Consider the following 22,780-nt stretch of genomic DNA (forward strand, 5'->3'; position numbering starts at 1 on the left):
TGACGAATAGATCGTTGTGAACAGGAGACTGCCACGTCAGCAATGCCACGGCTAGCGTCCTGTCGGCTATATGAACGGCCCGGACATCTCGGCCGCCGCGCCACCCGATCCGGGCGGTCAACCCATTGACGGGGTGGCGGACCCGCCGGTGCGCGTCGCCACGAAAAGGCCCCGGCCCGTCAACCAGCCCTCGACGTACGCGGCCTCGCAGCCGGCGTCGGCGAACGCCGCGTCGTACTCCTCGCGGGTGAACATGGTGAGCAGGCCGACCTGGCTGAACTCGCGGATCCCGGCGGCGTCGCCGACCAGCCAGCGCTCCTCCATCCGCGTCACCCGGCCCTGCCGGGTGGACCGGGACACCCGCGCCACGGTGCGGCCCTCCTCGCGCACGAGGTCGCCGCCGACGTACCCGTCGATGAACCGCTCCGGGAACCACCACGGCTCCAGCACGAGCACGCCGCCCGGCACCAGGTGCGCCGACATCGTGGCCACGGCGGCGCGCATCTCCCCCACCGTGCCGAGGAAGTTGACGGCGGTGAACAGGCAGGTCACGGCGTCGAACGTGGCGCCGAGGTCGAACGCCCGCATGTCCCCGGCGTGCAGGCGCACCCCGGGCAGCCGGGGCCGGGCGAGCGCCAGCATCGCCGGGGCCAGCTCCAGCCCCTCCACGTGGGGGAAGCGGGTGGCGAAGGTCTCCAGGTGCGCGCCCGTGCCGCAGCCGACGTCCAGCAGCCTGGCGGCGCCGGGGCGGGCGGCCAGGATCCGGTCCGCCACGTCCGTGGCCTCGGCGTGCCAGCTCTTTCCCCGGCCGCGGTAGGCCGCCTCGTACACCTCGGCGTGCTCCGGTCCGAACATCTCTCCCCCTCGCGGCCCGGCGGCCCGTCCGCCACCCGCCGACGGGCGGGACCGGCGGAGCGAGCGGGCGAAACTGCCGCTTCTATAACCACGGTCTGATATTGTCGTACCGTGCACGCGTTCGACATCCTGGGCGACCCCGTCCGCCGGCGCATCATCGAGCTGCTGGCGGACGGCGAGCTGTCGGCCGGCGAGGTTGGCGCGGTCGTGCAGCGCGAGTTCGGCATCTCCCAGCCCGGCGTCTCCCAACACCTGCGGGTGCTGCGCGAGAACGGCTTCGCCACCGTCCGCCCGCAGGGCACCCGTCGGCTCTACGCGGTCGACCCCGCCCCCCTGCAGGAGCTCGACCGGTGGCTGGACCGCTACCGGCGCTTCTGGAACCAGCGCCTCGACGCCCTGGGCACGGAGCTCGCGCGCGGTCGCGCGCGCCAGGCCGGGGAGCGCACCGGCGGGTCCGAGGGTCGCCGGCCGCGCCGCCCGGCGACCGACGACGGCCAGGACTGAGCGGCACGCGCCCTCGCCGCCCACGGCGCGACCGCTCGCCCCGGCGTCGGGGAACGGCGGGCGGGGCGGCCGCCCCGCGTACCGCACACCGGTCGGCGCGTCGGGCGCGCGGACGACGGCCGCCCGACCGGGGCCGACGGACGCCGACCCCGGCGGCGTGCCGTCAGCCGGCGCTCCGACCGGCGAATTCCGGCAGCAGGCGGACGACCTCGTCGGGGCCCGGCATGGCGGCGATCTCGGCCGCCACGGCCCGCGCCCCCTTCCGGTAGCCCTCGTCGGCCAGCAGTCGCTTGGCGGCGCTCGCCACCGCGTCGGGGCTGATGGCGTCGGGCAGGAGGTGGTCACCGGCACCGGCCTGGGCCACCGCCTGGGCGTTGGCGAAGGAGTCCCCCGCCCACGGGAAGGACAGCTGCGGCACACCGGCGCCGAGGGCGCCGAGGGTCGTGCCGCTGCCGCCGTGGTGCACCACCAGGTCGACGTGGGGCAGCAGGGCCGCCTGCGGCACCCAGGACTCGAGCCGCACGTTGGCCGGCACGTCGCCCAGCCCGCTGACGTCGAGGGAGGGGCCGCTGGCGACGAGGACGTCGGCGTCGAGGCCCGCGAGCCCGTCGATCGCCGCCCGCAGCACCTCGACGGTGCCGCCGCTGGACGTGCCCAGGGTCAGGTAGACCAGCGGGCGCCCGGTTCCGCGGGAGGACACCCAGGCCGGGAGGTCGCCCTGCTCGGCGAAGGGCACCGGGCGCAGCTCGTGCCGCCGCGGCCGGGCCCGGAACTCCGGCTCCTGCAGGGAGGGCGGGAAGATGTCGATGAAGGGGTTGCCGAAGCCGTCGATGCGTCCGGGCGGCAGGTCGAGGCCGAGCCGCTGGGCCAGCCCCCGCACCTCCTCCTCGATGGACCGGGTCAGCTCGTCCGGCGTGTCCCGGCCGACCCCGTGGCAGACGGCCGGGATGCCCGCCTTGAGGGCGGCGAGGCCGGCGGCGTAGTTGCTGACCTCCTGCACCACCAGGTCGGGCCGCACCCGGTCGATCACCGGCTGGAGCTCGTCGAAGACGCGCTGCGGGATGACCCGCCCGAACACGATCTGCGGCAGCTCGCTGAGCTGCTCGGGGGTCAGGCCCTCCGGGCTGTCGGTGTCGAAGCGGATCCGCAGTGCCGCCAGGAACCCGTCGAAGACCGGCATCCCGGTGGCGACCGGTTCGAAGCCCAGCTTCCGCAGGGTGCCCGCGAAGGCCTCGCCGGTGGCGAAGGTGACCTCGTGGCCCGCCGCACGGGCGGCCGTGGCCAGTGGCAGCAGGGGGTAGGTGTGGCCATGGGTTCCGAGACTGGCGAACAGCACACGCACGGTGATCACTTGCCTTTCCGGGAGTGGGGCAGGGGCGACCCGTCTACTTGAGTCATATCTAGCACACGGGCAAGTCGATCTACAGTGGCCTATCTTGCGGAGATGGCGACAACCCCAGCGGCCAGAGGATCTCGGCCGGCGCGACCGTGTTGTGCCGACAACACCCCTCCATTACGCTTGAAACTCTAAAGTGATCTAGCTAGTGGAGGCTGCGGATGGACAGCGGCGACGGTCAGGACCTGCGTGCGTTCGTGCACGACTCACCGGAGGAGACGGAGACCACCCAGCGCCTGACGAAGCTCTTGACCAACTCCCCCATCCCGACGGAGGAACTGGTCAACAACCTCCCCCTGTTCCTGCGCCGCCACCAGATGACCGACCTGCTCTCCATGGACGCGCTCTACCGCGAGGTCCTCGACGTGCCGGGCGTGATCATGGAGTTCGGCGTCCGCTTCGGTCGCCACCTCGCCACCTTCGCCGCCCTGCGCGGGGTCTACGAGCCGTACAACCCGTTGCGGCGCATCGTCGGCTTCGACACCTTCACCGGCTTCCCCGACGTCAACGACGTCGACCGGGTGGGTCCGACGGCGTACCAGGGCCGCTTCGCGGTGCCGGGGGGTTACCCCGCGTACCTGCGGGAGGTGCTGGACGCGCACGAGTGCAGCGAGTTCTTCGGCCACGTGACCCGGCGCAGCGTTCTCGTCGAGGGCGACGTCCGCGAGACGGTGCCGCGCTACCTCGCGGAGAACCCGCAGACCGTCATCGCGCTGGCGTACTTCGACCTCGACCTCTACGAGCCGACGAAGGCGGTCCTGGAGGCCATCCGGCCCTACCTGACGAAGGGCAGCATCGTCGCCTTCGACGAGCTCGACAATCCGAAGTGGCCGGGCGAGAACATCGCGATGCGGGAGGTGCTCGGCCTGGACCACGCGCCACTGCGGCTGCTCCCCGGGCGACCCGCGCCGGCCTACCTGCGGTGGGGCGACTGAGCCGCGACGCCTTCCGCCGCACGGGAGGGCCGACACCCGGCGGGGGTCCGCCGCGCTCGCCGCGCGATTGACCGGACTACGTATAAACTATAACTTACGTTCGTGCCGACTTATGGAGGAGGATGGGCGGACCCCGCCTGACGCGCCCATCTTCCGCACAGCGACAGTGAGGACGAGACATGACTCAGGAGAAGACCGCACCGGCCGCGAAGAGCACGGCAACCAAGAGCACCGCCGAGAAGAAGCCGAAGCCCCCGAACTACGACCCGTTCGTCCGGCACAGCGTCACGGTCAAGGCCGACCGGAAGACCGCCTTCAAGGTGTTCCTGGAGGGCTTCCCCGAGTGGTGGCCGAACAACTTCCGCACCACCAAGGTGGGGGCCCCGCTGGGTGTCGACAAGAAGGGCGGCCGCTGGTACGAGATCGACGAGCAGGGCGAGGAGCACACCTTCGGCCTGATCCGGAAGGTGGACGAGCCGGACACGCTGGTCATCGGCTGGCGGCTCAACGGTTTCGGCCGGATCGACCCGGACAACGCGAGCGAGTTCACCGTGACCTTCGTGGCCGACGGCCAGAAGAAGACCCGGGTGGACGTCGAGCACACCCACTTCGACCGGATGGGCACCAAGCACGCCAAGCGGGTCCGCAACGGCATGGACAAGGGCTGGCCGACCATCCTCCAGTCGTTCCAGGCCAAGATCGACGAGGAAGGGGCGAAGAAGTGAACAACCCGGTGGCATCGGGTCAGGCGACGGAACGCGTCCTCGGCCGGCGTCGGATCGCGGCCGGCGACGCCCGCAGCATCATCATCCGGCAGCGCTACGACGCGCCCGTCGACGAGGTCTGGAGCGCCTGCACCGACCCGAACCGCATCAACCGTTGGTTCATCGAGCCGCAGGGCGACCTCCGCGAGGGCGGCAACTTCGCCCTCCAGGGCAACGCCCACGGGGACATCCTGCGCTGCGAGCCGCCGCGGCGGCTCACCCTCAGCTGGGTGTACGAGGGCAAGCCCGACAGCGAGGTGGAGCTGCGGCTCAGCGAGGACGGCACCGGCACCCTCCTCGAACTCGAGCACGCGACGGTCTCGGAGCCGATGCTCGTCGAGGTGGGCGTCGGCTGGGAGATGGCCCTCGACTTCCTCGGCATGTTCGTCCGGGGAGACCTGCCCGGCGGTCCGGTGCCCGAGGACGCGGCCGAGGAGTTCGAGCCGAGCCCCGAGATGATGCGGGTGTCGCAGGAGCGCGCCGAGACCTGGGCCGCGCTGGTGCAGTCCGGCTCGTAGCCGGGCAGGAGCGGCTCGACCCACCGCGTCGCAGCCCCGGGCGGACACGAGTCCGACCGGGGCTGTCGTCTGTCCGCCGGCCGGTGGCGGCTCCCCCGAGGTCGTACCCGGCCCGAGGCGCCCCGGGCCCGACCGCGCACCCGCGAGGGCCGATCCGGCACGCGACGCCGCGACGGCCCCGGGGCCCTGCCGGGGAGCAGGGGCACCGGGGCCGTCGGCGAGGGGCGTCAGCGCTGCTTGCGGCTGTAGAGCCAGATGGTGGGCGGGGCGAGCACCGCGACGAGGATGGCGCAGGCCAGCAGGCCGGCGCCCATCTCCCCCGAGGTCACCGTGCCGTGCATCAGCCCCCGGGCGGCGGTCGCGGCGTGGGTGACCGGGTTCAGCTTGACCACCGCCTCCAGCCATCCCGGCATGGTCTGCGACGGCGCCAGGATGTTGCTGCCGAAGAGCAGCACGAACTGCAGGAGGTTGACGACGCCGGCGGCGGCGGTCGGCTGCGGGATCAGCACCGCGAACAGCATCCACAGCCAGGCGACGCTGAAGGTGAACAGTTGCAGGTAGAGCAGGGCGAGCACCACGCCGGACAGGCCGCCGTCCGGCCGGAAGCCCAGCAGGAGGCCCAGCGAGAGCGGCACGATCGACGTCAGGGCGTACCGCACGGCGTCGCCGGCCATCGCCCCGACCAGCACGGCGGGCTGCCAGATCGGCGTGCTGCGGACCCGGTCGAACATGCCGGTCGCGATGTCCCGGTTGAGCGTCAAGGCGCTCATCATGCTCGACGACACCAGCGACAGCACGATCACGCCGGGGAGGAAGAACTGCAGGTACTCCCGGGGCGACCCGGCGATCGCGCCACCGAGCAGGTAGGTGAAGACCAGCGTCAGGATGATCGGGAAGACCACCGCGGTGCCGAGATGGTCCTGCACGTACCGGAGCTTGATCAGGTTCCGCCAGGCGAACGTGCGGACGGCGAAGAGCGGACCGGGGCGGGGCGGTCGCTCCGCGCCGGCCACCGACCGGCTGAAGATCTCGGCCGGCAGCGGCCGCACCTCCGTGCTGGGTGTCGTCATGCCCGTACCTCTGCTTCCTCTTCTTCGCTGGCGTCGAGCGTCGAGTGACCGGTGAGGGCGAGGAACACCGTGTCGAGCGAGGGCTGGCCGAGCGTGAAGTCGTCGACGTGGATGCCGGCCCGCGCCAGCTCACCCAGCGCCAGCGCGGCCCGGTCGGCGTCGGTCACCCGCACCGACAGGCGTGCGGGGTCGGAGTCGAGGTCGACGGAGGCGCCGACGGCCCCGGCGAGCAGGGTGCCCGCGTCGGCCCGGCGCTCCGGGTCGCGCAGCCGGACGTCCAGCACGCCGGCCGCGCGGCTCGCCTTCAGCTCGGGCGGGGTGCCCTGCGCCACGATGCGTCCGCGGTCGATGAGCGTCAGCTCGTCGGCGAGGTGGTCCGCCTCGTCGAGGTACTGCGTGGTCAGCAGGACGGTGCCGCCGTCGCGGACCAGCGCCCGGATCATCTCCCAGACCTCGCTGCGGCTGCGCGGGTCGAGGCCGGTGGTGGGCTCGTCGAGGAACAGCAGCTCGGGGGTCACCACCATGCTCGCGGCCACGTCGATGCGGCGCCGTTGCCCGCCGGAGAAGGTCTTCACCAGCCGGTTGCCGACCTCGGTGAGGTCGAACGCCTCCATCAGCTGCTCGGCCCGCGCGGCGGCGGAGGCGTGCCGCAGGCCCTGGAGGCGGCCGGCGAGGATCAGGTTCTGCAACCCGGTCATGTCCTCGTCGACCGACATGGTCTGGCCGGTGAGCCCGATGCGGCGCCGGACCTCGGCGGCCTCGTGGACCACGTCGTGCCCGAGCACGGACGCGGTGCCCGACGTGGGTCGCATCAGGGTGGTGAGCATCTTGATGGCCGTCGTCTTGCCGGCCCCGTTCGGGCCCAGCACCCCGTGGATCGTCCCGGCCCGCACCATGAGGTCCAGTCCGTCGACCGCGCGCGTCTGGCCGAAGACCTTCACCAGCTCGCGGGTCTCGATGGCCAGGGCCGGATTGGTTGTCATGCTCACTCCTGTCGCGTCACAGGCGAACTCGGGTAGCCGGATCACGAAGTCCCGTCGGGGCCAAACTACAAGAGCTGCTTATATCAGTCAAGGCTGCTATTAGCCGTGGGCCGAATTCAGTCGGGCGGGTCCAGCCACAGGTTCGCCGCGTCGTACCAGCGGTCGACGTGCGGCAGCGGGATCGCCCCCCGCACCCGGGAGCTGGTCAGGTGCTCGATGGTCGGCTCGCAGGCCAGGATCGGCACGATCGCGACGTCCTGGAGCACCTGCCGGTCGACCCGGTGCCACAGCTCCTCCGCCTCGGCCTCGGTCGGGGCGGACAGCGCCCGGTCGATCAGCTCGTCGACCAGCGGATTGTGGTAGCCGCCGTAGTTGGCCGTGCCGACGCCGGTGTTGGACTGGAACATCGGCTGCACGTACGACCGCCCGTTGTTGCCGAACCAGTCCGGCATCCACGCGGCCGGGGTGATGTCCCACTCCCCGGCGGCCGCGCGGGCCGGATCCTGCAGGATGCGGTAGTACTCGTCGGTCTGGTCGATCTCCACCAGCCGGACGTCGACGCCGCCGGCGGTCAGGTCCTCGGCTATCGCCTTGGCCACCTGGCCGTGCACCGCGTCGATCCGGTAGATCATCGTCAGCCGCAGACCGTCGGGATACCCGGCCTCGGCGAGCAGTTCCCGGCAGCGCGCCCGGTCGCCCCGGTCCCCCGGTGTCGGGTACGGGTCGTACGCCCGGTGCCCGAAGTTGCCCGGCGGGATGGCGGTGTGCGCGGGCCGGGTCACGGTGCCGATGTTCATGTCGTCGAAGAACCGGACCAGCCGGGCCTTGTCGACGGCGTACGCGATCGCCAGCCGCACCGCGCGCTTGCGCAGCGCCCCCCGCTCGTGCGGGCTGTGCAGGTTGAACGCCAGGTAGGGGTTGAGCGCCCAGCCGAGGTGCCGGTCGGCCTCGGTGCGCCGGCGGGGCCTGCCCACGGCGGCGCCCCACGACAGGTCGGCCGCCCCGCTCTCGATCTCGGCCCGGACCCGCTCGTCGCTCACCCTGGCCATGCGGACGTCGATCCGGTCCACGTACCGGCGGCGGATCGGATCGGCGTCGGCCCGCCAGGCGGGGTTGTGGTCCATGGTCAGGTGGCTGCCCCGCACGTAGCTGGTGATCCGGTACGGCCCGTTGGAGCGGACCAGCCGCGCGAAGTCCGGACCATCCGGCACGAGGTCGTCGAACTCCTGCGGGGCGGCGGAGGCGAAGGGCATCGCCAGCAGGTTGAGCATGTCGTTGGCGGGGCGCAGCAGCTCGATCACCAGGGTCCGGTCGTCCTTGGCCCACAGCCCGCTGATCTCGTGGCCGTTCTGGTAGTCGGCGAGCTCGGCGGCGGTGGGCGTACGGCCGGCGAAGCGGGCACGGTAGCCCTCGGCGAACTCCGCCATCCCGGCGATGGTGCTCGTGTAGTAGGCGATGGCGCCGGCGCCGGCGACCGGGTTGGCCATCCGCTTGAAGCCGCGCACGAAGTCCCCGGCGGTCACCGGCCGCGGCGGGCTGGTGTCCCAGCGGACCCCGTCCCGCAGGCGGATCGTGTAGGTCCTGCCGTCCTCGCTCAGGCCGCCGTTGTCCACCGTGGGCAGTTCGGCCGCCACGTCGGGCACCGGCACCAGCGCGGTGGCGTCCTCCGTGGTGGGATAGCTGAACAACTGCCGGGCGAAGAGCCGGATGACCTGATGGGAGAAGGCGTAGTAGGCGGCGGCGGGATCCAGGTGGTCGAGGCCACCCGGCCCGTAGTAGCGCAACGTGCCGCCGTGGCGGGGGTGCTGGTCGTGTTCCGGCACGGGTCTGCCGCCCTTCCCCGGGTCAGGCCGGCACGCCGACTGCGATGGACATGACCGACGAGGTGCCGACCACCCGGTCCATGCGCAGCCCGGCCTCGGCGAACAGCGGCTCCAGCTCGGCGGCGGTGCGTTCCTGGCCGGTGCGCGCGGCGAGCATCATGAAGTCCATCTCCTTGCTCTGGTGCGCGTCGTTGCCCTCCGGGACGACGGCGTCGATGACGAGCACCCGCCCGTGCGCCGGCATCACCCGACGGCAGTTGGCGAGGATCCGGACGCTGTCCTCGTCGCCCCAGTTGTGCAGGATGCGCTTGAGCACGTGCACGTCGGCGTGGGGCACCTCGCGGAGGAAGTCGCCCTCGACGACCTTCCAGCGCCCCGCCACGTCCGGGGCGTCCAGCCGGTGCCGGGCCACCACCTCCGCGCGGTCCAGCAGCACGCCCTGCAAGCCGGGATGCTCGCGCAGGACGGTGAGCAGGAAGCCGCCCCGGCCGCCGCCGACGTCCGCGACGGTGCCGGTGGCGGGAAAGTCGCCGGCGCGGGCGAGGATCAGGTGTTCCGCCGCGCTGACCGTCTCCATGCCCTCGTAGTAGAGCGCCTCGACCTCGGCGTCGCCGTCGAAGTAGGCGTCGAGCGAGCCGCCGAAGATGTCGGCGAAAGCCGGCCGCTCCGGCTCCAGGGCACGCGCCACCCGGTGGCTCATCGTCCAGAACATGGTGTCGGTGAACATGAGGATGCCGGCCCGCGCCGGTACCGGCGAGTCCGAGCGCAACGCGGCGCCCTTGTCGGTGAGGGCGAACCGGCCGTCGACCTCGCGGACCACGTCGCGGACCGCCAGCAGGCGCAGCACCCGGCGGAGCGCGTCCGCGTCGGTGCCGGTCGCCGCGGCCAGCTCGGCGGGCGTACGGGGGCCGTCGACCAGGTGGTCGGCGACGCCGATGGTGGCGGGGGCCCGCAGGGCCCCCGCGTAGGTGTAGCCCATCGCCTCCTCGTAGAGGGCCAGCGCCGACTGCAACCTGTCCATGTCCCCTCCGGCCCGTGATGGCGGACTGTGCCGATGCACTGCGTCGAATGCTATACCGGAGTCAAGTGCCTGTCAGGTGCGACGGCGGCCAGGAGCGCAACTTGCGCGATAGTCGGCGCCAATTTCACTTGAGAAAGTGGTGGCAGTTCCCCGGCCCGGGACGCGCCGCGCTCCCGGCCCGTCGTCGGCTACGAAGGGATCACCGTGAGCCGTACCGTGGAGTCCCCCGGCCCGACCGCCGCGTCGGCGTCCCCGGCGCGGAGCCCGCTGCGCACCGCCTCCTGGGCCCAGATCCGCGACCTGTTCGCCCTGGACCCGACGACCGTGCACCTGAACACCGGCACGGTCGGCGCGATGCCGTACGAGGTGCTGGACACCGTGGACCGGGTGACCCGGCAGTGGACCGGCGGCCTGCTCGACGTCTACCGCCCGGCGATGTTCACCGAGTACCGGGCCGCCATCGGCAGGACGTTCGGCGTGGACGAGGACGAGATGGTGATCTGTCACAACGCCACCGAGGGGGTGGCCCGGGTCATCCACGGCCTCGATCTGCGCGAGGGCGACGAGGTGGTGACGACCACGCACGAGTGCTACTCCGTGCTGTCCAACTTCAACCTGCTGCGCAACCGGTTCGGGGTGGTGCTCAGGACGGTCACCCCGCCGTCCGGTCACGAGGTGCGCGCCGAGGAGATCGTCGAGCTGGTCGAGTCGGCGATCACGCCCCGGACCAAGGTGCTCTCGTTCGCCGCGATCACCCTGTTCACCGGGACGATGTTCCCGATCCGGCAGCTGTGCGAGCTGGCGCACCGGCACGGGCTGACCACCGTCATCGACGGGGCGTTGATCCCCGGCATGCTCGACTGCGACCTGCGGGCGACCGGGGCGGACTTCATCACCTGCTCCGGCTCGAAGTTCCAGTGCGGCCCGCTCGGCACCGGGCTGATCTACGTCCGCAACAAGGTCATCCCGGAGCACAACCCCCTGCCGCTGCCCACGTTCTGGCCGCTCATCTCGACCTGGTACCCGATGATGGGCAGTCCGCCGCCGCGGACCACCACCGCGGTGGAGAGCTACAACATGGGCGACTACCTGCAGAGCGCCGGCAGCGCCAACCTGGCGCGCGGCGCCGCCCTGGCCCGGGCCTTCGAGCTGTGGGACGACATCGGCCGGGGCCGCATCGAGGCGTACATCATGGACCTCGCCGAGTACGCCCGCGGCCGGCTCATCGACGCCTTCGGCGTCGAGGCCATGTACTCCCCCGGCGCCGACCTGCGGCTGCGCTCGCCGCTGATCGCGTTCAACCCGTTCCGGCGGCCGGAGGACGCCTGGAACATCAAGAAGTTCATCGGCTTCGTCAGGCGCCTGGAGACCGAACACCGGATCTGGACCCGCTGGACGGAGTTCGACGTGCCCGGCTCACCGCACCAGCACTACGCGGCGCGCATCACCACCCACCTGTTCAACACCCGGGAAGAGATCGACCACACCGTGCGGACGATGGTCCGCCTGGCCGAGGAGATGTCCTAAGTGACGCGGGCGCGCAGTGCACCGACGACGACGAACGACACCCGGCCGCGGGGCACCCTGCGGCTGCTCGGGCCCGCCGCCGTCCACCAGGCGGACCCGGCCGCCGCCTGGCTGCCGGCCGAACGCCAACTGCTGCGGTTGTGCACCCGGCAGTTGATCAGCTACCGCCCGGAGCCCGACCCGGACGACTGGCGCGCCCTCGCCCCGGTCGCCGACCTGGCCGCCGACGTGCCCTCTACCTACAACGCCGGGCTGGGGACCAGCCACCGCTGCTACGTGGTGCACCTGCGCCCCGGCGTGCTCTGGGACACCCCGGCCCCCCGCCCGGTGACCGCGCACGACGTCGTGCGCGGCTTCAAGCGGTTGGCCAACCCGCTCACCCGCCACCCCGCGCTGGCGTACTTCCGGGGCACCCTGCGGGGCATGGGCCGGTACTGCGACGAGTACGCCGCGGCGGTCGCCGGCCGCCCGGCCACCGCCGCCCTCTTCGCCGGCTTCCAGGACGCCCACGACATCCCCGGGGTGTTCGCCGTCGACGACGAGACGGTGGTCTTCGAGCTCGACCGACCGGCCCTGGACTTCGTCGACATGCTCGCCCAGAGCTGCGCCTCCCCGGCCCCGGCGGAGTACGACGCCCACCTGCCGGGCAGCGCCGAGCTGCACCGCCACCTGATCGCCAACGGCCCGTACCGCGTCGTGTCGTGGCGCCCGGGCGGCACGATCCGGCTGGAGCCGAACCCGGCCTGGCGGGCGGAGAGCGACCCGATCCGGCAGCAGCGGTTCGACGCGGTGGAGTTCCGCGTCGCCACGGGCGGCCCGCGCGACCTGGCCGACCGGCTCGCCGCCGACGACGCCGACCTGCCGTGGGGCGTGCCGAGCGGGCCGGTGCCCGGCCACCGGCTCGACCCCTGCCTGGTGTTCAACCTGCGCGACCCCGCCAACCCGGCCGTCACCGACGCCGCGGTGCGGCGGGTCGTGGCCGGGGCGGTCGACCGGGCGGCGCTGGTGCGCATCGCGCGGGCCGCCGACCCGTGGTCCGAGGTCCGCGCCGCGCACACCGTCGTACCGCCCGGCAACGACGGGCACCGGGAGCCCGACCCGCTCGCCGACCCGGCCCCCGACGCCGACCCGCGCGACCTGCTCGCCGCCGCGGGTCACCCGGACGGGCTCGTCCTGACCGCGGTGCACCCCGACGCGGCCGAGGACCTGGCGCTGGCCCGCTCCTGGGCGGCCGACCTCGGCGCCGCCGGCGTCGACGTACGCCTGGTCGCGCTCGACGACGCCAACCACCGGGCGCTGCTCACCGGCACGGGCGACGCGCCCGGCCTGCGGTGGGACCTGGCGACCGCCGCGTTCACCGCGCCGTGGGCCTACGGCAACGCCCGGGTGTTCCTGCAGCCGCTGGTCGGCGCGGGGCCCGGCAACCCCGGCGGCTACCGCGACCCCGGGGTCGACCGGGTGGTCGAGCGGGCGCTGGACGCCGCCGACCCGCGCGAGGCGGTCGCGCTGTGGCAGGAGGTGGAACGGCTGCTGCTCGCCGACGCCGCGGTCGTACCCCTGCTGTTCCGGCGGGCCACGGACGCCGCGCCGCGCGGTCCCCGGGTGCGCCGCACGGCCGCCCTGCCGGCGCTCGCCGGTCTGCCCGATCTCGCCGACGTGCGACTCGGGGAGGACCGGTGACCGGTGTCGGCGCCGCCGACACGGTGGTCGCCGACTACCTCGCGCTCGGGCTGCGGATGGGCCGGCTCATCGAGGGCTACGTCGACTGCTGGTTCGGCGACCCGGCCCTGGCCGACCGGGTCGCCGCCGAGCCGGCACCGGACCCGGCGGAGCTGGCCGGGCAGGCCCGCGACCTGCTGCGCCGCCTGGACGACGCGGGCCTCGACGCGGAGCGACGGCGGTTCCTCGCCGCCCAGCTGACGGCGGTGGAGTGCGCGGCCCGGCGGGCGGCGGGCGAGCAGGTCGGCTTCCTCGCGGAGGTGCAGACCTACTTCGACGTCGAGGTGCGGCTGGGCGACCCCGAACGGTACGCGGCCGTCCACGACGCCATCGACGCCCTGCTCCCGGGCACCGGCCCGCTGATGGACAAGGTCGAGGCGTTCTACGCGCGCAACGTGGTGCCGCCGGACCGGCTGGGCCGCGCCGTGCGGGCCGTCGCCGACGCGCTGCGCGCCCGCGCCCGGCCGCTGCTCGGGCTGCCGGAGACCGAGCGGGTCGACATCGAGGTGGTGCGCGACCGGCCGTGGAACGCGTTCAACCGGTACCACGGCGGGTTCCGCTCCACGGTGACGCTGAACGAGACGGCTGGACGCGCCATCGCCGCCCTGCCACTGATGGCCACCCACGAGGCGTACCCGGGCCACCACGTCGAGCACTGCCTCAAGGAGGCCGGCCTGGTGCGGGAGCGGGGCCAGGACGAGCACCGCATCGCCCTGGTCAACACCCCGCAGTGCCTGGTGGCCGAGGGCACCGCCGAGCACGCGGCGGCGGTGCTGCCCGGGCCCGGCTGGGGGCGGTGGACCACGGAGGTCCTGGCCGACGAGGGGGTGCCCGTCGAGGGCGAACTCGTCGAGCGGATGGTCGGGCTCGTCAACGAGCTGATGCCGGCCCGGCAGGACGCGGCGATCCTGCTGCACGACCGGGGGGCGTCGCTCGACGACGCGGTGGAGCACCTGCACCGGTGGCTGCTGCTGCCGCGCGACCGGGCCACGCAGATCGCCACCTTCCTGACCGACCCGCTGTGGCGGGCCTACTCGGTGACGTACATCGAGGGGGCGCGGCTGGTCGGCGGGTGGCTCGCGGCCCGGCCGGCCGGCGAGCCGCTCGTCGCGCGGTACCGCACCCTGCTGACCGAGCAGCTGCTTCCCGCGCAGCTCCGCGCCGGCGCCGCGCCCGCCGCGCCGCGCCCGGCGCCCGCCGCCCGCTGATCCCGCCCCCACCGGCCCACGCGGCGGATCGCGCCGCCGGGCCCGGTCGTCAGCGCGCACGGGCGAGGTGCGCCTCCACCGCGTCGGCGGCCCGGCCCGCGCCGCCGGCCCGCCGGACGTGCCCCTGCATGGCCGCCACCCGGGCGAGCAGCCCGGGGTCGGCCGCGACGGCCCCGACGGCGGCCAGCAGCGAGTCACCGTCGGCCTTCTCGCCGGGCAGCACCGCGCCGAGGCCGAGCTGGTCCACCCGCCGGGCCATCGGCTGCACGTCGAAGGACTGCGGGACGACCACCAGCGGCCGCCCCCAGTAGAGCGCCTCCATGAGGGTGCCCATCCCGCCGTGCGTCACGCAGACCGTCGCCTGTTCCAGCACCTCGACGTGCGGGACCCAGCGGTGCGCCTCGACGTTGGGCGGCAGGCCGCCGAGGGCCGCCGGGTCGACCTGGCCGCCCAGCGTCATCACCACGTGCCAGGGCTGGCCGTCGAAGGCCCGCGCGCAGTCGCGGAAGAACTCGGGCCGGTCGTTGAACGTGGTGCCGAGCGAGACCAGGACCACCGGCCGGTCGTCGGCCGGACGGGTCCACTCGCCGAGGAACCGCCGGTCGCCGAAGCACGGCCCGACGAAGACGAAGCGGTCGTCGAAGGTGTCGCCGGCGAACTGGAACGCCTGCGGGATGAAGACGAGGTTCAGCTCTTCGACGTGGTTCCAGCAGTCCACGACCGACCGCGACAGGCCGTGCTCGGCGAGCAGGTCGCGCAGGGTGTCGCGGAACACCGGCAGGTCCAGGGGGTCCATCGTGCCGGCCAGGGTGATCATGTCGCGGGAGAACGAGTAGTGCTCGTTGGACGCGAAGGCCGCGCTGAGCCGGACCGCCGGGCGCCGCCAGCGGGCGGCCAGCAACTGCCCGGCGATGAACGGGAAGTCGTCGTAGAGCACCAGGTCCGGGACGTCGCCGTCGAGCGCCGCGGCGGTGGCCCGGAGCACGGACACGTTCTCCCGCAGGTACATCAGGTGGGGACGGACGCCGAGGTCGTCCGAGCCGAACACCTCGGCGGCGTCCGCGTCGATGATCTCCGAACGGTAGGGCACGACCGTGGCGCCGGCGCCGCGTACCGGCTCGGCGAACCCGCCGGCGGTGACGTAGCTGACCCGGTGCCCGCGCCGGACCAGCTCGGTGACCACGGTCAGGGTGGGCAGGATGAGGCCGTGGCTGGCGACGTTGACGATCAGGAAGTGGGCCATCGTCGGCTCCGTCCGTCATCGGGTCCCGGGCGCGCCGGCACGGGTCAGGTCAGGACATCCAGGCGTCCGGGGCGGCGCCGCCCCGGCCGGGCGGCGGGAACAGCTCGTCGAGCCGGGCGAGTTCGGCCGCCGACAACGGCCGGTGCAGGGCCCGCAGGGCGCCGTCGAGGTGTTCGGGGGTACGCGGCCCGACGACCGCGGCGGTCACCCCCGGGCGGTGCAGCACCCAGGCCATGCCGACCTCCGCCGGGTCCCGGCCGGTCTCGGCGCAGAACCGCTCGTACGCGGTCAGGGTGGCGCGGTGCCGCTCGACCGCCTCGGCGGCCCGGCCCTGCGCGGACTTGACCGCGGTGCCGTCGGCCAGCTTGCGCAGCACGCCGCCGAGCAGCCCGCCGTGCAGCGGTGACCAGACGAGCACCCCGATGCCCTCGGCGGCGGCGGCCGGCAGCACCTCCAGCTCGACGTACCGGCTGACCAGGTTGTAGACGCACTGCTCGCTGGCCAGCCCGAGCAGGCGGCGCCGCCGCGCGGCCTCCTGGGCGCGCACCAGGTCCCAGCCGGCGAAGTTCGAGGACCCGACGTAGCGGACCTTGCCCTGCCGGACGAGCTGCTCCATGGCCTGCCAGATCTCGTCCCAGCCGACCTCCCGGTCGACGTGGTGCATCTGGTAGAGGTCGATGGTGTCGGTCTGCAGCCGGCGCAGCGACGCCTCGCAGGCGGCGACGATGTGCCGGGCGGACAGGCCGCGGGCGTTGGGCCCGTCGCCCATCGGGTTGCCGACCTTGGTCGCCAGGACCACCTCGTCCCGGCGGGTCGGGTCCTTCGCCAGCCAGCGCCCGATCATCTCCTCGGTCCACCCCCGGTGCACCCGCCAGCCGTAGATGTCGGCGGTGTCGACGAGGTTGACCCCCTGCGCGACGGCGTGGTCGAGCAGCCGGTGGGCGTCGGCCTCGTCGACCCGGCCGCCGAAGTTGACGGTCCCGATGGCGACCCGGCTGACCCGCAGGCCGGTCCGCCCGAGCCGGACATGCAGCGACGACACCCGGACCTCCCGCGTACCCGGTGCCGGACGCGGCGTCCGGCGACCCGTTGAAGATATACATTTCTCAACCCCGGCACCGAACGCCTCACGAGTTCCGCAAGCAGGAAGAACGCCGTACGGGCGATATGGACGGGGCTCCCTTGACGACCCTCCTCAGGCACTTGAGAATCATGTGGCAACTAGCGAGAGGGGTGTCATGATCCCGCTGTCCAAGGTCGCCATGTCTCCGGACGTCGGCGCGCGCGTCTCCGCCGTCCTGAGCAGCGGCCGGCTGGAACACGGGCCGACCGTCGCCGAGTACGAGGCGGCCGTGGGCAGCCGCATCGGCAACCCCCGCGTGGTCTCGGTCAACTGCGGCACCGCCGGACTCCACCTGGCGCTGAGCCTCGCCGCCCGGCCCGACGCCGGCGAGGCGGAGCGCGCCGAGCCGGGCGAGGTGCTCACCACGCCGCTGACCTTCGAGGGCACCAACTGGCCGATCCTCGCCAACGGGCTGCGCATCCGGTGGGTGGACGTCGACCCGGCCACCCTCAACATGGACCTCGACGACCTGGCCGCGAAGATCTCGCCCGCCACCCGGGCCATCGTGGTGGTCCACTGGCTCGGCTACCCGGTGGACCTCAACCGGCTGCGCGCCGTCGTGGACCGGGCCACGGCGGGGTACGACCGCCGTCCGCTGGTCGTCGAGGACTGCGCGCAGGCGTGGGGCGCGACCTACCGCGGCGCGCCGCTGGGCACGCACGGCAACGTCTGCGTGTTCAGCACCGGCGCGATCAAGATCCTCACGACCGGCAGCGGCGGCTTCGTCGTGCTGCCCGACGACGACCTGTACGACCGGCTCCGGCTGCGCCGCTGGCTCGGCATCGAGCGGGCGTCGGACCGGATCACCGGCGACTACGACGTCGCCGAGTGGGGCTACCGGTTCATCCTCAACGAGATCGGTGGGGCGATCGGCCTGTCCAACCTGGAGCGGGTCGACGAGCTGCTGCGCCGGCACCGGGAGAACGCCGCGTACTACGACAAGGAGCTGGCGGGCATCGACGGCGTCGAGCAGACCGAGCGCGCCGACGACCGGGAGCCCGCCTTCTGGATGTACCCGCTGAAGGTGCGCGACCGCCCCGCCTTCATGCGCCGCCTGCACGACGCCGGCATCGCCACCAGCGTCGTGTCGCGTCGCAACGACGCGCACAGCTGCGTCGCGTCGGCCCGAGCCACCCTGCCCGGACTGGACCGGGTGGCGGACCGGGTGGTCCACATCCCGGTGGGCTGGTGGCTGACCGAGGACGACCGGTCCCACGTCGTCGAAACGATCAAGTCCGGCTGGTGACCCCCGCCGGAACCCCGAACAGAAGGGCTCCGACATGCGCGTGCTGTTCGTCTCCTCCCCCGGCATCGGCCACCTCTTCCCGCTGATCCAGCTCGCCTGGGGCTTCCGCACGGCCGGCCACGACGTGCTGGTCGCGGTCGCCGAGCACGCCGACCGGGCCGCCGCCGCCGGCCTGGAGGTGGTCGACGTGGCGCCGGACTTCAGCGCGGTCAAGGTCTTCGAGCAGGTGGCCAAGGACAACCCGCGCTTCGCCGAGACCGTCGCCACCCGACCCGCCATCGACCTGGAGGAGTGGGGCGTGCAGATCGCGGCGGTGAACCGCCCGCTGGTCGACGGGACCATCGCCCTGGTCGACGACTACCGCCCCGACCTGGTGGTCTACGAGCAGGGCGCCACCGTCGGCCTGCTGGCCGCCGACCGCGCCGGGGTGCCGGCCGTGCAGCGCAACCAGAGCGCCTGGCGGACCCGGGGCATGCACCGCTCGATCGCCTCCTTCCTCACCGACCTGATGGAGAAGCACCAGGTCAGCCTGCCCGAGCCGGTGGCGACCATCGAGTCGTTCCCGCCGAGCCTGCTGCTCGAGGCGGAGCCCGAGGGCTGGTTCATGCGCTGGGTGCCGTACGGCGGCGGGGCCGTCCTCGGCGACCGGCTGCCGCCGGTGCCCGCCCGGCCCGAGGTGGCGATCACCATGGGCACCATCGAGCTCCAGGCGTTCGGCATCGGCGCCGTGGAGCCCATCATCGCCGCCGCCGGCGAGGTGGACGCCGACTTCGTGCTCGCCCTCGGCGACCTCGACATCAGCCCGCTGGGCACGCTGCCGCGCAACGTCCGGGCGGTCGGCTGGACGCCGCTGCACACCCTGCTGCGCACCTGCACGGCGGTGGTCCACCACGGCGGCGGCGGCACGGTGATGACCGCGATCGACGCGGGCATCCCGCAGCTGCTCGCGCCGGACCCGCGCGACCAGTTCCAGCACACCGCCCGGGAGGCCGTCAGCCGGCGCGGCCTCGGCCTGGTCAGCACGTCGGACAAGGTCGACGCCGACCTGCTGCGCCGGCTGATCGGGGACGAGTCGCTGCGCACCGCCGCCCGGGAGGTGCGCGAGGAGATGATCGCGCTGCCCACGCCCGCGGAGACGGTACGGCGCATCGTCGAGCGCGTCTCGGGTTGATCCGGTCGCACCGCCCGCCGCCCGGCCTCGGCCGCCGGCGGCGGGCGACGCGCCGAGCCACTGGAAGGGGCACCTCGTGCTGGTCGATGCCGTGACCGCGTTCGATCCCACCGACGCCGACGTCCGGCGTGACCCGTACCCGTCCTACCACTGGCTGCTGCGGCACGACCCGGTGCACCGGGGCGCGCACGGCGTCTGGTACGTCTCCCGCTTCGCCGACGTGCGCGGGGTGCTCGGCGACGAGCGCTTCGCCCGCACCGGCATCCGGCGGTTCTGGACCGACCTCGTCGGGCCCGGGCTGCTCGCCGAGATCGTCGGCGACATCATCCTGTTCCAGGACGAGCCCGACCACGGCCGGTTGCGCGGCGTGGTCGGCCCGGCCTTCTCCCCGTCCGCCCTGCGCCGGCTGGAGCCGGTGATCGCCGGCACCGTCGACGACCTGCTGCGGCCGGCGCTGGCCCGGGGCGCGACGGACGTGGTCGACGAGCTGGCGTACCCGCTGGCGCTGCGGGCGGTGCTCGGCCTGCTCGGCCTGCCCGCCGCGGACTGGCGGCCGGTCGGGCGCTGGTCGCGCGACGTGGGACGGACCCTGGACCGGGGCGCCAGCGCCGACGACATGCTGCGCGGCCACGCCGCCATCGCGGAGTTCGCCGACTACGTGGAGCGGGCCCTGCACCGGCGGCGGCGCGACGGCGGCGACGACCTGCTGACGCTGATGCTCGCCGCGCACGACCGCGGCCTGATGAGCCGCAACGAGATCGTCAGCACGGTGGTCACCTTCATCTTCACCGGGCACGAGACGGTGGCCAGCCAGGTGGGCAACGCCCTGCTGAGCCTGCTGGACCACCCGGACCAGCTCGACCTGCTCCGGGGCCGGCCGGAGCTGCTGGGCCGGGCCGTCGAGGAGTGCCTGCGGTACGACCCGTCGGTGCAGTCGAACACCCGGCAGCTGGACTGCGACGTGGAGCTGCACGGCCGGCGGCTGCGCCGCGACGACGTCGTGGTCGTCCTGGCCGGCGCGGCGAACCGGGATCCGGGGCGGTACGACCGGCCCGACGAGTTCGACATCCGGCGGGACCCGGTCCCGTCGATGTCCTTCGGCGCGGGGATGCGCTACTGCCTCGGGTCCTACCTCGCCCGCACCCAGCTGCGCGCCGCGTTGGGCGCCCTGGTCCGGCTGCCGGGCCTGCGGCTGGCCTGCGCCCCGGACGGGCTGACCTACCAGCCGCGCACCATGTTCCGGGGCCTGGCCAGCCTGCCGATCGCGTTCACGCCGGGCGCCTGAGCGCCGCGTCGCCCCTGTCCGAGCAGGAGGATCTGTCGACCATGAGCCATCCCGAACCCGAGTACGACGTGATCGTCGTCGGCGGCGGCCCGGCCGGATCGAGCACGGCGGGCCTGCTCGCCCTGGAGGGCCACCGGGTCCTGCTCCTGGAGCGCGACAAGTTCCCCCGCTACCACATCGGGGAGTCCCTGATCACCGGCGTCATCCCCACCCTCGACGCGCTCGGTCTACGGGAGCGGATGGCGGACCTGCGCTTCCAGGTCAAGTACGGCGGCAGCCTGCTGTGGGGGGCGAACCAGACCACCCCGTGGTCGTTCCGGTTCCGGGAGATCCGCGACTCCCGGTTCGAGTACTCGTGGCAGGTCCGCCGCGCCGAGTTCGACGCGCTGCTGCTGGACCGGGCCCGGGAGCTGGGGGTGCGGGTCGTCGAGGGCGCCACCGTCCGGGGGCCGCTGACCGACGGCGACCGGATCGCGGGGGTCAGCTACCAGTTCCGGGGGGAGTCGGACCCGATCGAGGCCCGCGCCGCGATCGTGGTCGACGCGTCCGGGCAGCAGCGCTGGCTCGGCCGGCACTTCGGGCTCGTCTCCTGGCACGAGGACCTGCGCAACGTGGCGGTGTGGAGCTACTACGCGGGCGCGCTGCGCTACCCCGGCGAGAACGAGGGGGACCTGCTCACCGAGAGCCGTTCCCAGGGCTGGCTCTGGTACGCGCCGCTGAGCCCGACGCTGACCGGGATCGGCTACGTCACCCCGTCGGCCCGGCTGGTCGAGTCGGGGCTTCCTCCCGAGCAGTTGCTGGAGAAACAGATCGCGGAGTCGACCGAGGTCTCCTGGCTCACCGCCGGCGCCCGGCGGGTCGACGTCTACCGTGCCGCGCGGGACTGGTCGTACGCGTGCAGCCAGTTCTCGGGGCCCGGGTGGGTGCTGGTCGGTGACGCGGCCGCCTTCATCGACCCGCTGCTGTCCTCCGGGGTGACCCTGGCGATGCGCGGGGCGCTCAGCGTGGCGCGGGCGGTGCACGAGGCGCTGGCCGCGCCGGAGAAGGAACGCCACATCATGCAGGTGTACGAGGACCGCTACCGGGACTTCCTCGGCGCGCTGCTGGAGCTGACCCGGTTCTTCTACGCCGGCGCCCACGGCAAGGACGAGCTGCACCTGCGGGCGCAGGCCATCGTGGACCCGCAGGGGCGGCTGCCCGCGAAGATCTCGTTCGTCACGCTGCTGTCCGGGCTGGTGCGCGGCGACGAGTCGCTGGACGGCGGCGGCACCGACAGCCATTGACCGACGGCACAGCGCTATATAATCTTAAAGCGGAATGCCTCGATCATTTCCAACGCCGAGGAGAGAAGCCGATGCGCACCGCCGGAACGTACATCCGTGGGATCGGGGCCTACCTTCCTGAGACCGTCACCGTCGAGGACGCCGTCGCCCAGGGCCTGTACCCGCAGGAGGACATCGAGACGCACGGGCTGGGCGGGGCGGCCATCGCCGGCGAGCTGCCCGCCCCGGAGATGGCGCTGCGCGCCGCCCAGGACGCCCTCAAGGAGAGCGAGCTGAGCCGCGGCGACATCGACCTGCTGCTCTACGCGGCCACCTGGCACCAGGGCCCCGAGGGCTGGCTGCCGCACGCCTACATCCAGCACTACCTCCTCGGTGGCGTGCCCCGGGCCACCGAGATCCGGCAGGGCTGCAACGGCATGTTCACCATGCTGGAGCTCGCGGCCAGCTACCTGAAGGCCGCGCCCGAGCGCAAGGCGGCGATGCTCGTCGCCGCCGACAACTACGGCACCCCGCTGCTGGACCGCTGGCGCACCAACCTCGGCTTCATCCTCGGCGACGCCGCCTCGGCCGTGGTGCTGAGCACCGAGAGCGGCTTCGCCGAGCTGCTGTCGGTCTGCTCCATCACCGTGCCCGAGGCCGAGGAGGTGCACCGCGGCGGCGAGCCGATGTTCCCGCCCGGCATGACCGTCGGCCGCGAGCTGGACTTCGGCGCCCGGCTCTTCTACCACATCACCGAGCAGACCCCCGTGCTCGCCGTGCTCGGCGAGGCGCAGGAGACGATGACCACCGTCGCCGAGCAGGCGCTCGCCGAGGCCGGCATCGGCACGACCGACCTGACCAAGGTCTCCTTCATGAACTACTCCCGCGAGGTGGTCGAGCAGCGCTGCATGGCGCCGCTGGGGCTGACGATGGAGAGGTCCACCTGGGACTTCGGGCGCATGATCGGCCACTGCGGGGCCAGCGACCACCTGCTCGCCCTGCACCACTCGCTGCGCACCGGCGAGGTCGGCGCCGGCGACCACGTGCTCTGGCTCGCGATGGGCCCCGGCGTGGAGTTCACCGCCGCCGTCCTGCGCGTCCTGGACAACCCGTACGGCGACCGCTGA

20 protein-coding genes are annotated in these 22,780 nt (G+C 73.2%); 12 read left to right on the forward strand and 8 right to left on the reverse strand.

Going from position 1 to position 22,780, the window contains the following annotated elements; genetic code table 11:
- Window positions 1–117 precede the first annotated feature (117 nt).
- The gene (locus ACSNOB_RS02030; protein WP_436684834.1) at window positions 118–855 is read right to left on the reverse strand and encodes a class I SAM-dependent methyltransferase; all 738 of its coding nucleotides are present in this window, start codon (window positions 853–855) and stop codon (window positions 118–120) included.
- Between the two features lie 111 nt (window positions 856–966).
- Here ACSNOB_RS02030 and ACSNOB_RS02035 point away from each other — a divergent pair, with 111 nt between their 5' ends.
- A complete protein-coding gene (locus ACSNOB_RS02035) occupies window positions 967–1,359 on the forward strand; it encodes an ArsR/SmtB family transcription factor (protein WP_393111148.1) in 393 nt (130 codons plus the stop codon).
- A 163-nt stretch (window positions 1,360–1,522) separates the two neighbouring features.
- Here ACSNOB_RS02035 and ACSNOB_RS02040 read toward each other — a convergent pair whose 3' ends face one another.
- Window positions 1,523–2,710, reverse strand: a complete 1,188-nt coding sequence (locus ACSNOB_RS02040; protein ID WP_436684836.1) for a glycosyltransferase — start codon at window positions 2,708–2,710, stop codon at window positions 1,523–1,525.
- 206 nt (window positions 2,711–2,916) lie between these two features.
- Here ACSNOB_RS02040 and ACSNOB_RS02045 point away from each other — a divergent pair, with 206 nt between their 5' ends.
- The 3 genes from ACSNOB_RS02045 to ACSNOB_RS02055 all read left to right on the forward strand — a co-directional run bounded on the left by ACSNOB_RS02045 (window position 2,917) and on the right by ACSNOB_RS02055 (window position 4,972).
- Window positions 2,917–3,690 (forward strand): class I SAM-dependent methyltransferase, encoded by a 774-nt coding sequence (locus tag ACSNOB_RS02045; protein WP_393111152.1) that lies wholly within the window; start codon window positions 2,917–2,919, stop codon window positions 3,688–3,690.
- Between the two features lie 179 nt (window positions 3,691–3,869).
- Window positions 3,870–4,415, forward strand: coding sequence for an SRPBCC family protein (locus ACSNOB_RS02050; RefSeq protein WP_393111154.1), 546 nt, complete (start codon window positions 3,870–3,872; stop codon window positions 4,413–4,415).
- A gap of 8 nt (window positions 4,416–4,423) precedes the next feature.
- On the forward strand, window positions 4,424–4,972 hold the full coding sequence (locus ACSNOB_RS02055; RefSeq protein ID WP_436684838.1) for an SRPBCC family protein: 549 nt from the start codon (window positions 4,424–4,426) through the stop codon (window positions 4,970–4,972).
- Window positions 4,973–5,199: 227 nt separating this feature from the next.
- Here ACSNOB_RS02055 and ACSNOB_RS02060 read toward each other — a convergent pair whose 3' ends face one another.
- From ACSNOB_RS02060 to ACSNOB_RS02075, 4 genes are all read right to left on the reverse strand, one after another.
- The gene (locus ACSNOB_RS02060; protein ID WP_393111158.1) at window positions 5,200–6,042 is read right to left on the reverse strand and encodes an ABC transporter permease; all 843 of its coding nucleotides are present in this window, start codon (window positions 6,040–6,042) and stop codon (window positions 5,200–5,202) included.
- Entirely contained in the window at window positions 6,039–7,025 is a 987-nt protein-coding gene (locus ACSNOB_RS02065; protein ID WP_436684840.1) for an ATP-binding cassette domain-containing protein, read from the reverse strand. The genes ACSNOB_RS02060 and ACSNOB_RS02065 overlap by 4 nt, the downstream gene beginning before the upstream one ends.
- A gap of 116 nt (window positions 7,026–7,141) precedes the next feature.
- On the reverse strand, window positions 7,142–8,848 hold the full coding sequence (locus ACSNOB_RS02070; RefSeq protein ID WP_436684841.1) for an ABC transporter substrate-binding protein: 1,707 nt from the start codon (window positions 8,846–8,848) through the stop codon (window positions 7,142–7,144).
- A 22-nt stretch (window positions 8,849–8,870) separates the two neighbouring features.
- On the reverse strand, window positions 8,871–9,869 hold the full coding sequence (locus ACSNOB_RS02075; RefSeq protein ID WP_436684842.1) for a methyltransferase: 999 nt from the start codon (window positions 9,867–9,869) through the stop codon (window positions 8,871–8,873).
- A 198-nt stretch (window positions 9,870–10,067) separates the two neighbouring features.
- On the opposite strand from ACSNOB_RS02075, the gene ACSNOB_RS02080 reads away from it, so the two are divergent.
- From ACSNOB_RS02080 to ACSNOB_RS02090, 3 genes are read left to right on the forward strand one after another with little or no spacing between them, the layout of a single operon-like run.
- A complete protein-coding gene (locus ACSNOB_RS02080; protein WP_436684951.1) occupies window positions 10,068–11,396 on the forward strand; it encodes an aminotransferase class V-fold PLP-dependent enzyme in 1,329 nt (442 codons plus the stop codon).
- Entirely contained in the window at window positions 11,397–13,076 is a 1,680-nt protein-coding gene (locus ACSNOB_RS02085; RefSeq protein WP_436684843.1) for an ABC transporter substrate-binding protein, read from the forward strand.
- A gap of 56 nt (window positions 13,077–13,132) precedes the next feature.
- The gene (locus ACSNOB_RS02090; protein ID WP_436684952.1) at window positions 13,133–14,323 is read left to right on the forward strand and encodes a DUF885 domain-containing protein; all 1,191 of its coding nucleotides are present in this window, start codon (window positions 13,133–13,135) and stop codon (window positions 14,321–14,323) included.
- Between the two features lie 49 nt (window positions 14,324–14,372).
- Here the strand turns inward: ACSNOB_RS02090 and ACSNOB_RS02095 are convergent, their stop codons facing one another.
- Together ACSNOB_RS02095 and ACSNOB_RS02100 are read right to left on the reverse strand one after the other, a co-directional pair.
- Window positions 14,373–15,566 carry a macrolide family glycosyltransferase gene (locus tag ACSNOB_RS02095; protein WP_436684844.1) on the reverse strand — a complete coding sequence of 398 codons (1,194 nt, stop codon included), beginning with the start codon at window positions 15,564–15,566 and terminating at the stop codon, window positions 14,373–14,375.
- Between the two features lie 49 nt (window positions 15,567–15,615).
- On the reverse strand, window positions 15,616–16,608 hold the full coding sequence (locus ACSNOB_RS02100; RefSeq protein ID WP_436684846.1) for an aldo/keto reductase: 993 nt from the start codon (window positions 16,606–16,608) through the stop codon (window positions 15,616–15,618).
- Window positions 16,609–16,804: 196 nt separating this feature from the next.
- Between ACSNOB_RS02100 and ACSNOB_RS02105 the strand changes: the two genes are divergently transcribed.
- The 5 genes from ACSNOB_RS02105 (at window position 16,805) to ACSNOB_RS02125 (ending at window position 22,780) form a co-directional block, all read left to right on the forward strand.
- A complete protein-coding gene (locus ACSNOB_RS02105; RefSeq protein WP_436684847.1) occupies window positions 16,805–17,935 on the forward strand; it encodes a DegT/DnrJ/EryC1/StrS family aminotransferase in 1,131 nt (376 codons plus the stop codon).
- Between the two features lie 34 nt (window positions 17,936–17,969).
- A complete protein-coding gene (locus ACSNOB_RS02110) occupies window positions 17,970–19,106 on the forward strand; it encodes a nucleotide disphospho-sugar-binding domain-containing protein (protein WP_436684849.1) in 1,137 nt (378 codons plus the stop codon).
- 76 nt (window positions 19,107–19,182) lie between these two features.
- On the forward strand, window positions 19,183–20,391 hold the full coding sequence (locus ACSNOB_RS02115; RefSeq protein WP_436684851.1) for a cytochrome P450: 1,209 nt from the start codon (window positions 19,183–19,185) through the stop codon (window positions 20,389–20,391).
- Window positions 20,392–20,432: 41 nt separating this feature from the next.
- The gene (locus tag ACSNOB_RS02120) at window positions 20,433–21,674 is read left to right on the forward strand and encodes a tryptophan 7-halogenase (RefSeq protein ID WP_436684853.1); all 1,242 of its coding nucleotides are present in this window, start codon (window positions 20,433–20,435) and stop codon (window positions 21,672–21,674) included.
- Window positions 21,675–21,745: 71 nt separating this feature from the next.
- Window positions 21,746–22,780, forward strand: a complete 1,035-nt coding sequence (locus ACSNOB_RS02125) for a ketoacyl-ACP synthase III family protein (protein ID WP_436684854.1) — start codon at window positions 21,746–21,748, stop codon at window positions 22,778–22,780.

Source organism: Micromonospora sp. URMC 106 (genome assembly GCF_051386395.1).
GTDB lineage: Bacteria > Actinomycetota > Actinomycetes > Mycobacteriales > Micromonosporaceae > Micromonospora.